The organism is Pseudoalteromonas rubra (assembly GCF_001482385.1).
GTDB classification, from domain to species: Bacteria; Pseudomonadota; Gammaproteobacteria; order Enterobacterales; family Alteromonadaceae; genus Pseudoalteromonas; species Pseudoalteromonas ardens.
Window position 1 is genome coordinate 133,849 of sequence record NZ_CP013612.1, and the last position, 11,770, is coordinate 145,618.

Annotated in this window: 9 protein-coding genes; 5 read left to right on the top strand and 4 right to left on the bottom strand. The window is 44.8% G+C overall.

Annotation, left to right across the window (positions count from 1 at the left end; genetic code table 11):
- Nucleotides 1-4: 4 nt before the first annotated feature.
- The 4 genes from AT705_RS20075 to AT705_RS20090 form a co-directional block, all read right to left on the bottom strand.
- The gene (locus AT705_RS20075; protein WP_058798158.1) at nt 5-757 is read right to left on the bottom strand and encodes a phytanoyl-CoA dioxygenase family protein; all 753 of its coding nucleotides are present in this window, start codon (nt 755-757) and stop codon (nt 5-7) included.
- Nucleotides 750-1,898 (bottom strand): amidohydrolase family protein, encoded by a 1,149-nt coding sequence (locus AT705_RS20080; RefSeq protein WP_058798159.1) that lies wholly within the window; start codon nt 1,896-1,898, stop codon nt 750-752. Before AT705_RS20080 ends, AT705_RS20075 begins: the two co-directional genes overlap by 8 nt.
- A gap of 63 nt (nt 1,899-1,961) precedes the next feature.
- Complete coding sequence (locus AT705_RS20085) at nt 1,962-2,687, bottom strand: hypothetical protein (RefSeq protein WP_058798160.1); 726 nt, start codon at nt 2,685-2,687, stop codon at nt 1,962-1,964.
- Nucleotide 2,688: 1 nt separating this feature from the next.
- Nucleotides 2,689-6,816 carry a TOMM system kinase/cyclase fusion protein gene (locus AT705_RS20090; protein ID WP_082669090.1) on the bottom strand — a complete coding sequence of 1,376 codons (4,128 nt, stop codon included), beginning with the start codon at nt 6,814-6,816 and terminating at the stop codon, nt 2,689-2,691.
- A 450-nt stretch (nt 6,817-7,266) separates the two neighbouring features.
- Here AT705_RS20090 and AT705_RS20095 point away from each other — a divergent pair, with 450 nt between their 5' ends.
- The 5 genes from AT705_RS20095 to AT705_RS20115 all read left to right on the top strand — a co-directional run bounded on the left by AT705_RS20095 (nt 7,267) and on the right by AT705_RS20115 (nt 11,739).
- A complete protein-coding gene (locus AT705_RS20095; protein ID WP_157576930.1) occupies nt 7,267-7,998 on the top strand; it encodes a beta-propeller fold lactonase family protein in 732 nt (243 codons plus the stop codon).
- A gap of 94 nt (nt 7,999-8,092) precedes the next feature.
- Nucleotides 8,093-9,331 (top strand): hypothetical protein, encoded by a 1,239-nt coding sequence (locus AT705_RS20100; RefSeq protein ID WP_058798162.1) that lies wholly within the window; start codon nt 8,093-8,095, stop codon nt 9,329-9,331.
- Between the two features lie 9 nt (nt 9,332-9,340).
- Nucleotides 9,341-10,312: a methionyl-tRNA formyltransferase gene (locus tag AT705_RS20105; RefSeq protein WP_058798163.1), complete on the top strand. Its 972-nt coding sequence runs from the start codon at nt 9,341-9,343 to the stop codon at nt 10,310-10,312.
- Nucleotides 10,313-10,485: 173 nt separating this feature from the next.
- On the top strand, nt 10,486-10,959 hold the full coding sequence (locus AT705_RS20110; RefSeq protein ID WP_058798164.1) for a hypothetical protein: 474 nt from the start codon (nt 10,486-10,488) through the stop codon (nt 10,957-10,959).
- Between the two features lie 165 nt (nt 10,960-11,124).
- Complete coding sequence (locus AT705_RS20115) at nt 11,125-11,739, top strand: phage tail protein (protein ID WP_058798165.1); 615 nt, start codon at nt 11,125-11,127, stop codon at nt 11,737-11,739.
- Nucleotides 11,740-11,770 lie beyond the last annotated feature (31 nt).

The following is an 11,770-nucleotide window of genomic DNA, read 5'->3' on the forward strand; positions in this document are numbered from 1 at the left end:
TCTCTTATATTAATGATGGACAAAAGCGAGGGTTATTTAGTATGTCACTATACCCATAATCAGGAGCGCTTCTGTCTACACATAAATCTTCTGTATACACGCCAACGGATAAAGCAATTCGAGCTTTATCACCGGTATTTGCATCACTGCCATGAATTAGATCCCAGTGATGTAAAGAGAAACCTCCGAGAGGAACTTCCACTGGTGTTTCTAAGTATTTTCCGGTTGAAAAGTGTGAAAGGCGTTCAGTTTCTGCTTTCAGGTTAAGCTCCTGTCCTCCCAAAGGCTGAACGTACTCTTTTGTGTTTTGTGAACCGCCAATATATTTCAAACAGCCCGTATCCAAAGAGGTCGCAGAAAATGGGATCCACAAAGTTGCAACGCCTGATTTAAAAAAGGGCATATGCTGAGAATCTCGGTGCCAGCCAACGTTGAGTGAAGGAGAGTGACCTGGTGGCTTAATATAAAGCTGGCTGCCCCAAACCTTTAACTTGCGACATTTTAAAACGTCAGCGATCAAAGGTCCTATGTCGCTTTCAGTTAAGAGCTGATAAAACGCCTGGCTACAAAGATGAGGCTGAGCAATTCTAGTCAACGAGTTATTGTCGATGCCGTTTACAAGTCCCCAATGTGGCTGCCCAGTATCGCTGTGACCATTAATTATGCTACCAATTTGTTGGTGGGCTGAGTCAAGGAGTGTATGGTTAATGATTTGGCTATCGAAAATAACAAAACCCAATGTAGAGTAATTATCCACGGAATCTTCCAAAGCATTTTAGTGGGTTTACTTCTAGGATTTGATTAACAATTTCTTTGCTGAGAGATGTTTCTTGATATATACACTCTGTGTTTACCCCTTCATGATCAGGGTGTGGGAAATCAGAACCAAACAGTAGTTTATCACTTCCTATTAGCTTAACAACTTCGTTCAAGCAAGGCTCCTGAGGTTCAATACTCACCCAGCAGTTTTGTTTGAAATAATATGATGGTTTATTTGGCAACTTATCTTTGATTAATTCAGGAAACTCTTCATAACAAATGTTGTCTAGCCTCCATAGCCAGTAGGGGACCCAAGCGGCGCCGGCTTCAAGAAAAACGAACTTTAGTTTTTTATATTTCTCTAGCACACCACCTTCCAGTAAACTCAGAAAAGCGAGTTGTGCTTCCAAGGCATGTGAACAGGCGTGCAAGCTGAAACGAGAATTAAATCGGTCTGCTCCAACGGTTGGACCATGTAAATGAGTACCACCATGGAATGCAATAGTGACGTCGTTTTGTTCACATAATTGCCAAAAAGGCTCGTATTCTTCGCTGCCAAGGTGTAAGCCCATGATGGGTTCAGGTCTCAGGGTTACTGTACTAAAACCTTGCTCTAATATAGTTCTCAACTGATTTACAAGGGTGTGCGGGTCGTGTCTACTCACCACTGCGGCAGGAATCATTTTCTCGTAGTTCATTGCGCAGTAATTAAGAATCCACTTGTTGTAAGCCTTAGCATACTCTACCGATACAGATGCGGGCAATGCCTGATGGTTTACTATATAGCCTGTAAAGGTAGGGAATATAATTGCACGGTCTACACCGTCTTTGAGCATGCTTTGTAGTTGACCTAGACCACTGGTGGCAAGCTTTCGATCTTCAGTATTTCTTGGTCTTTTGGCGGTTTCCTGCTGTATGTCTGCTCCCCAGTTATTCAGAATAGGATGGTCACCGATACAATATGTTGGGGGGAGTTTTGCTGTCTTTTCGGCATTTTGAATGTTATCTAGAGCTGTTGCCTCAAGTGAACTTTCACTTCGAAAATAAACGGGGTACTCTTTAAAAACCTCTGGATGGACATAGTCTTGCCACAAATGTAGTGGCTCCATTACGTGCCTGTCACAGTCTATGAGTGTCATATGGGCCTTCTTTTGGGTTCAACTAGAAGCAGCTGTAGCTGCTTCTGCGTATTTTGATGCTTATTAGCAAGAGGTAAATGGCTGGCTTCTACAAATATCCATGAAGTCGCTAATAGCTTGTGATTCAACCATCGACTTTTGTGATTCGTTATCTATGTGTGATAAGTCTGGCTTTGGTGGAATGGTAACAATGAAGCAGCCCGTTAATTCGCTCATATCTTTGAATTGCCATCCATTGTGCAGTGGTGGAAGATCAGAGCCATCAGTGTGGCCGTCAAGTCCAAGCATTTCTATCAGCTTATCTTTGATTTCTTCATCTGAAGGTGGCTGTTCGCAATCACCACAAATGCTTGTTACAGATTCTATGTTACTACTAGTTTGAAAATCAGGATTATTTGATATGTAATCTGGGCACGGTTGTAATTGTTCTACAATTTGCTGAGTTTCTGGCTCACCAGCAACTGTTGCAGATATAGTACCCCCAGCATTTCGGTCACCATGTGTGAAAGTGACAGAGTCGCCTTTACGAATTACAAATCGAACCTTAGTTTGATAGGCTGGGATTTGTGGGAAAAAGCCAAATTTTGCTAAGTAATACTCAGGGAACTTTACGATATAATCTAGCTCTTGATCATTGTCCCAGTTTTTCCAAGTATATGCGATCATCCGGCTCAGGGCTGAGTGCCATGCACTAATTGCTAATACATTATCTACAGGAGTTGGCTCGGACTCCTCTACATGGCTACCAAAGCCATATCTTGTACCTAGTTTATGAAAATTGTCAGACATTTTAGTTTTCCTCGTTTAATAGTCTAGAAAGTTTGGTGAAAACAGGGCTATCTTCTAGTTGCTCGTTGTTCACAAACCAGTGATAGTTTTCTCTTAGTAGCTCAAAATTTTCTCTATCCTGCTTTAGAGAGTACAAATATAGACGGCTTTCGAGTTCAAAAAACTTTGCGCTTTGGCCTTTAGCTGCATCTATTGAAGAATGTAACAAGGAGATAATTTTCTCGTTAGCACTCCCTTGTTCCAGGTACATACACTCAGCTAGCGTTTTTTTAATAAATGGCATCACTGAAAGCTCTCCTTGGCGTTCACAGCGTTCGAAAGATGAAGTCATTAAGTCAAGCGCTTCACTCAAACCGCCTTCTTCTATATATGCTTCTGCTAGGTGTGTTACGTAGTACCCTGCAGCAAAAGTTTGTCCCGTTTCAATTTGTTTGTTCAGCGCCTCACGCGCCATTCTCGTGTCTTTGGCAGATGAATAGCTGTAGCACTCAAGGAAGTGTAAATGAAACACATTCCCCCTTGCTTGAGCACCATATAGCTCCTGAAAACGAGACCAATTATCGACAACTTTATCGTGTTGTTTCAGGAAAATGTGATAGAGGGCTACAAAAATATTTGCAAATACTATCTCTCCAATGGAGTTTAGGTCCTCTGCATAACGTGCAGATTCATAAGCACAATATTTAGCTTTTCTCAGTAACCCTAAATGGAGGTAGTTATATGATGCGAGAGATAAAATTTGAACCTTAATGTTCATTCCGTACTCAAGAGCGAGTGCGGCGTCTTGTTCATCATTGTATAGCTCTAGTGCCTCTTCATATAGTTCACTAGCAGATAAAAGATCGCCGTCGATATTGTATGCTTGAGCTACGTGGACGAGCACTACGATAATATCTTGTCTATTCCCTTTTTCTCTTACAGCTTCAAGTAAACTTTCCCCTAAAGCACGAGCTTTGCTCCTGTGCGAAGCATAATGTGCCGACATGAATAGAGTCCATTGACTTTTCTTGTACATGTCGAAGAGAGAGTCTTGTTGTTTGTCGTCGAGCCAAGGACTTTGAACAATTTCGGCAACCCGATTACCCCAACTTAAAACTCTTTCTGCACCATAGCCAAACAGAGTCATGATAGAAGGTAGCATGGCTTTGTGGAGGTCTAGTTCATTCAACATAGAGCCTTTGTGCTCTTTGTAGTTTTCAAGCCAGCTGAGAGCTTCGTCACCTATCACAATTGCTGATGAGTGAGCCGAACTTCTCACTTGCTTATTAATTGCTTTGGTTCGAAATGATACTGCGTTATCAATTTTATCTGCATTGTAGTAATGATTAGATATGACTAGCGGTTCATCGAAATTAGAATTAGCATATTCAATGCTGAGGGTGTCTCCAATTCTTCCGTGATTCCTGACCTTGTCTTTTGGGTTCATACTCCCATAAGCCGCATCTCTCACCAGGGCGTGTTTAAAGATATAGCTATCATTTTCAACTCGGCGTTGTTGAATGATCAGGTCTTTCTCAATCAGCTCGTTGAGGTCATTTTGGATCTGATCTTCACTGAGTGAAGACGCGGCGACGAGCAGGTCGTATTCGAATTCGCGGCCAATAGTGGCGGCAAGTTGGGCCGTTTCTTTGGCGTGGATCAGGCTGTCAAGTTTTTGCTGCAGTGACTCGCGCAGGCTGCTTGGGACCTGATCGAGTTTGTCTGGGCTGACGAAGTTGACTTCGCCACTTTGCTCGCTGACAAGTGCTTTTTGTTTCAGCATATCAACCAGCTCTTCGATAAATAGCGGGATACCGTCGGTGCGACTGACCAGGATGTCGCGTACGTTTTTCGAAACGGCTTTGCCTTCGAACAGTTGCTCGATAAAGTCTTCGGTTGCTTTGGCGGTGAGCTTGTGTAGTTCCAGCTCCAGCAATGTCAGGTCGTGCAGGCTGTCTGGCTTAGGCTGGCGCGAGGTGCTGATCAGCACGCTGCCATCGCTGAGGCTTTGTGCAAAGTGGTGGATAAACTCCAGCGTTGTTGTGTCGGCCCAGTGAATGTCTTCAATGATATATAGCTTGTGGTTGCTGAGGCTGAATTTGTGCGACAGTAACAGCGCTGTCAGGCCTTTGAACAGCAATTCTTTTTGTGCGTCCGGCGCCAGTGACGAGGGCTGCATGTCTTCGGGTAACTCAATGTTCAGCCACACCAGCAGGATAGGCAAAATGGTCTCTGTATTGAGCGTGCTGTCCTGCTCTGTATTGAGCGTGCTGTCCTGCTCTGTAAGCAAGGAGGTGAACAGCTCAATGACCTCGGTATTGCTGAGATTACTGGTATTAAACAGATAACGCACCAAAGTCAGCACAGGGTAGAGCGCGTTGTTTTGGTGCTCTGGCAAACATTGGGCTACCAGGTGCTGGTACTTGCTGGCATTGGCACGGATCTCCTGGAGCAAACGTGATTTGCCTATGCCAGCCTCACCATAAATATGGGCAACCCGGGTTACTTGCTCTTCGTTGTTGATGATCGACAGGGTTTTATCGAGCTCACTCTGACGGCCAATCAGCTTGTGATGGTGACGTGTGCCGCGCATAAAGCCAAAGGCTTCAACCCGCTTTTCACCCTTGAGGTTATAAATGGCTTGTTGCTCAAACACCATGCCCAGCGGCATATTGTCGAAATAGTCGAATTCACTGTAAGGCTCAAGAATGGCACGTGACTCTGCGGTACACAAAATTTGTCGCTCACCAGCAAGACGTGCAAGCTGCATTGCTGTATTGGCGATATGGCCTTCTGGTACGGCATTGGCATAAGTGACAAAAATACCTGAATGCAAGCCAATATGGGCATTCAGTTGCACGCCATGGGCTTCCTGCATCAGCGCATTACGTTTGCCCAATTCACTCACCACATCCAGCGCGGTACGTGCGCTCAGGCGAGTGTCGTTATCGCTGGCGACAGGATAACCGAAATAGAATAAGGCGGTATCGGCCAGGTTGCCGACATGGTATGCACCAAAACGGGTCGCAATATCGATACAGGTGTTACGTTGCGACTTAAACAGAGTGTCTATGACATCAAGATCTTTGGCGTTTTCATCCAATATTTTGGCGCTCAGCCTCAACGCCATGACGGTGATTTGCTTACGCTCAGTCAGCGTTGTGTAATCTTGCTGACCCGGGTGGCTGGGGTCGTCGGTGCGCAGTACGACGGTGGCATCGTCAAAACCATGTTGCGCTTGCTCATCGGCCAGTACTCCAACCAGGTTCGACACATTCATGGTATTCAGCTCTTTGAATGCCTCTTGGCCGGATATCACGCGCTCGGTGGCGTTTTTTTGTAACACCCGGCGTAATAGTCCGGATAGTGGGTGGCCAAGCAAAGCGCTGGGCAGTGGAATGTGCACATCGCTCAGCTGTTTATGGTAAATAGAAGCAATGCTTGAACCAGTGACTGCGGGTAAACCGGTCAGACACTCTAAAAACACCAGGCCCCACACATAGATATCGGTTTTGGCTGAAGCGGGTTCGCCACGTAGCTGCTCTGGCGCACTATAAGAAGGCGTACCGAGCGTTTCTTGTGTCAGCGTGAGTGTGGCAAAGTCCTGATGGCGGCTTTCCTGACTGAGTGTACCAATACCAAAATCGAGAATCTTTGCGTAAGTTTTGGCGCCCGCCTGGGTGAGCATGATGTTCGCGGGTTTGATGTCGCGGTGAATAATGCCTTGCTGGTGAGCGTGGATAAGCGCGTCCAGCACCTGGAGCATGATGTCGGCAGCGTCGACTGCGTTTAGGGCACCTTCCTGGATCAGGTGCTCACGCAGGGACTGCCCCTCTACATACTCAAACACACCGTATAGCAGGTTTTCGTCTACCTGGCCTTTATCAAGCAGGCGCACGATATGTGGGTGCTGTAATTGGCTACTGAGTGAGGTTTCGCGCTTGAATCGTTCTATATAACGGTGTTTCTTGGCTTCGTCCAGGTGAGGCTCAAGTGCCAGAAACTTAATCGCCACTATTTGATCGGTAATTTTGTTTTTGGCTTTATAGACCTTACCAAAGCCACCCTCACCGATTTTATGAATAAGCTCGTACTGTGTCGACTGAAAGCGATCCTGAATATAAGGATCAGAAAATTGAGTTAGTGGCATAGTATTTATTTTTATCTAATTTTAACAGAGATTAAACCTTGGTTGTAAATTATTGTTAACAATCGCGATTATTACAATATTTTTTCAACATCTTCGATGTAAATAACCTGTCATTTGACATGAAACAAATTTCACTAAGATGAAGGTTGTACTGACATTATCGGCAACCGGGTTCATAACATGAGTCACTTTTAGTACTTTGCCCGCGGTCAACGAGGCTTAATTCCCTAATTGTATGAGTTTGTAATCTTTACCGATTATCAATAAGGGGTCAATTGCTTCTAGATGAAGATTAGAAGAAATCATGTTTTAAACGTTATAAATTCTGATGTCTAGTGCACTTTATGGGACAAAATGGGTAGATTGTATTTGGTGTGTAATGTGATGTAATATCTAATTATTCAATAGTTTGTAATAATGACTTAGTTTTTCGGTAGCTAAAGGTGGTTAATGATGGAACGTCGTACTTTTCTTAAAACAAGTTCGTACTTGTGTGCGAGTGGTGCGCTGCCTCTCAGCGCATTTGCAGCGAATAGCACTCTATTTGATTTTTCAGAGCAGAATACACAACGCCTTGATGTTCAGACAGTGAACAAACTGGCGGTTAAGGCTCCGAAGATGTCGGTTGAAGCACCAAGCGGTGAACGTGTGTCTGTCACATTAAAGCCCGCAGTAGCCAGACGATATGATGCGCTGTTGTATGTTCATTATGAAATGAGCAATGAGATCACAGTATTCGATATTAATGGTGTTCAGCAGGGGACGATTGGCTTGCCTGATGGATTTGGTAGCGTGAGCGATTTTGCAATCGAGCCGTCTCAGCAACTTGTTTATTTGATTGAGCGTGGCCACCACCAAATTATTGTGGCTAATTTTTATGGGGAGCGCCTGGCACATATTGGTGAGTTTGGCACAGAGGTCGCAGCACAGTTAAATGGCCCCAGAAGCCTGACATTGGATGATGAAGGTCATGTACATGTTGTTGATTCTGGCGCGTCTAGCATCAAAGTATTCAATAACAACGGTGCATTTCTATACGCGTATGGACAGTCTCGGCTTGGAAAAGCACCTATCTACAGAGCACTAGATGGTACTCAACATGTTGTCGTTACTGGCGGCCAGTTGGGTGACAGAAAATGGTTCTTTGACAGCAGTATTCGCAAATTGTCTGCGCTCAACTAGACTGGATGATGCACGCTAAAAGGCGCTAAGAGAATACCGCTGGTTTTTAATTAGCGCTTTACAATCATGGAATTATTAACTTAGGTAGCGCCCTATGGAAAAACATCAGATGCGTAATGTGTCAGTGACAGATTATGCTGACCCAAAAGTCGATCAACTACTAAAGCATACTGTACGCAGCCAGCTTGAATCTTTACTCAAGGCTAAACTCACCACGGCTCAGCGACAGCAAGCGTTAACCCAAAGTTTTGTAGATGCGATGGCGTTAATATTCAGCACCACGCAAGCGACTCACGCTCAACTGACTGCTGCATTTGAGGCCATGTACGAACATGCCGTGCAGTCAATGACCCAGACAGAGCTCAGCGAAGACTTGTTAACCCGTCAATATATTTCTCCGACGGGTTTAATCATGTCGCCCATGAATTGCCGCCACACGATTAAGGATATTTATCGGATTAAGGGTTATGCAAAAGGCATTGATAAAGCAATACGGGGCATGCTGTCTCATAAGGGCTCTATCACTATTTTGTACCCTGCTTGCGGCCCATTCGCGCCTTTGTTATTGCCTTTGCTCAGTTACTACAAAAATCACAACGAGTTTAACCATGAGCAAATTAAGGTGCTATTTGTAGATACCCACCCTGGTGCCATAGTAACGCTAAAACAGCTGATTGATGACTTGCAATTAGGTGAGTTTGTCGCAGACATTATTGAAGAAGACGCCACAGTATATGAGCCCGAGCAGGCGGTGGACTTACTTGTGCTTGAAGCCATGCAGCATGGTTTTACGCGCGAAGGGCAGCTGGCCATTGCAAAACACTTAGTTAAATTCCTGACCCTAGATGGCTGGATGATCCCACGCTCCGTATCGATTAAAGGCATGATGATCCACGGCGAAACGGAATATAATCAGCAGTGGAAAGACGCTGAGTATTGTCACTCAGACCATTTGCGTGACAGCGCTATAAACGAGCGTGTTGAACTGGGTGAGCTGATGCGTATTGATAAGTCTGCGCTGTTAAAAATGACAGAAATAGAACTTGAGGATGATATCCGGGTTGTTGCAGCGAATACAATCACAATACCAACAGGCGTAGAAGATATGTCGACCCGTATTTTAGCGGTTTATGCTCAAATCAACACGTTTGGTGAAGAAGGGCTGGATCAATACGACTCAGGTATTACTCACCCTAAACCTGACATGAATTTTTACGTTGATGCCAAGCCCAAAGAACTTGAACACACGCATTTCGTGGCCAATAGTGGTGATACGGTGCAATTTTATTATCAGCTGAGCGGTATGCCCGGATTTGTTCCGGTAAAAGCATAGGAGATGACCATGGAAGTTAAATATGCTCTATTCAGCGGCAGTTGCTTATGCCTGAGCGCTGTACAGTACCTACTGCAAAGAGGTCAACTGAGCTGTGTTGTGTTGATTGAAGCTGAACCCAATCCGGATCTTGTCCAGTTGCAGCATTTTTTGCACCACCATCAAATTCCTATGCTGCAATATAAAACAGAGTCGGACGACTCCTTGATTGCCGATCTAGACAGGTTGGGAGCAAACAGTGGCATAGCCTATTTGTTCAAACATAAACTGCGCACCAAGTTGATAAACTTTTTTGCAGGTGACGTACTTAACATTCACCCCAGTGCACTGCCTGATTATCGCGGCCCAATGCCTGTGTTCTGGCAACTTAAGAATGGTGCAGATACTGTAAGGCTGACTTTACACAAGGTCGCTGAGCAGCTTGATACTGGCGATATTGCTACACACATTGATTTACCTGTACACCCTTTTGATACTTCACAGTGTTTTCATCAGAAGATAGCCCAGGCAGTACCCGCCTTGCTTGAACAGTTTGCTCAGCAGCAGGCCGCAGGGACTTTGAACTGGCAAAAGCAAAGTGAGCATATCGAAATTGATGGCGAGCAGTGTGAGCCTCGTTACGCAAAACACGTGCAGGTGGAAGATTTATTGATCGACTGGCGACATCATACCAGCACCGAGATTGTGAACCTGGCGCGTGCAGCAAATGCCGAATTGGGTGGTGCCCGGTTTAAATTTCGTGAAGGCATGCTGCAGCTTATGCAAGCCAGTAGTATGGAGTGTAAGCTGGCAGGCATTAAGCCTGGTACGATTTTAGAGCTCGACAGGAGCAAAGGGCTATTAGTTAAAACGGTTGATGGCGCGATTCGACTGGATACGATTTTAACCGAGCAAGGTATTTTTGATGGCTACCGGTTTGCCGTGCTGTTTGGACTGGAACCTGGTTTAGAAGTGGCTGCCTCATCTGAGCGTAGAATCTAGGAGCTCAAAATTAAGCATTCTGATTGAGGTATATCAATTACAAACCGATACCTTTGTACTAAATTTTACAATGGTAGCTTAGTTGAGAAGGACTTGTGAGTGGCCCAGCCGATGTACTTATTATCCTGCATTTCTAACTATGCTCTGAACTTTAACTCAGAAGCGAGATAGATATGAATATAAAGATCAATCTGACCAACCGATATGGTTATGATCTTACGCTGTTTCCATACAATGGAGGCATTACGCCTAGTAGTGAAGGGCAGCGTATTGCGAAAGTTGAAGGCACTGGCGAGATAGTTGTCGCACCTGGCGAGTGCAGTATTTTAGAAGTACCGGGGATGGGCAGTTTGTTAGTTCAGTTTATGGGAGATCAAAAGCTTGTAGACTGCCATGAAAGATTCTGTGATAGCCCCAGTGAATTTGATGGCTATCCTTTAATGGCACTCTTACGTTATAAAACCACAGAATTATACTGGCGGTTTTCAGATAGCGATGAACCCGCAGAATTGAACGTCAGCATCAATGATATCGGTACAGTTTGTCTTGATAAAGTATTGAGCGGAGAAGCGCGCAGAGTGCAGTTACCGGAGTTTTTTATCCCTCCTATTTTTACACCTCATTTACCAGAAGGAAACCCTGACTGATCGCGAGCAATGATTGCTCAGCAATACATAAGCCGTTCAGGCAAAGCAGTAATTAAAGTAGTAGGTGCGAACTCGTCGCAACAAGTCGATAAATCACTGAGTGAATTTAGTGGTACTGAGCGTTTATCGTTAAAGGGTATGTTTACGAATTAGAGAGGATTTTATATGTCTACTGACCCGTATATTGGCTCAATGGGTACCTTCGGCGGTGCTTTTACAATCAGAAATTTTGCAATGTGTTTAGGCCAGGTTATGGCTATTTCACAAAATCAGGCGTTATTTGCGTTGATCGGGACCATTTATGGTGGCGATGCGCGTACTACATACGCGTTGCCTGACCTGCGTGGTCGCAGTCCGGTAGGTCAAGGTGTACGCCCAGGTGGTTTGGACTATCGTCAAGGTGAAAGACTAGGTACAGAGTCGGTAGGTATTGAGATTATTCATATGCCTGCGCACTCTCATACCGCGATTTTTACACCGCTAGGCGGTACAAACCCTGTAAGTGGCACGCTACAGGTCGCTACTAATGCGGCAAATACTAAGATACCTGATACTAACTCGTACATCGCGCAGAATAACAGTGAAGGTTTCTTTAACCCAGGATTTTCGTCAGAAAATCTAACTACGATAAAAGGGCTGAGCCTATCTGGTGGTGGTTCTGCCGGAGGAACGGTAACAGTAACTAACACGGGTGGCTCAGCGCCATTGAATGTGTTAAATCCGGTATTACCGGTAAACTGGTTAATTGCGACAGACGGGGTTTTTCCACCGCGTAACTAATCGGTATTGGATACGGGCTGAGCATATATTG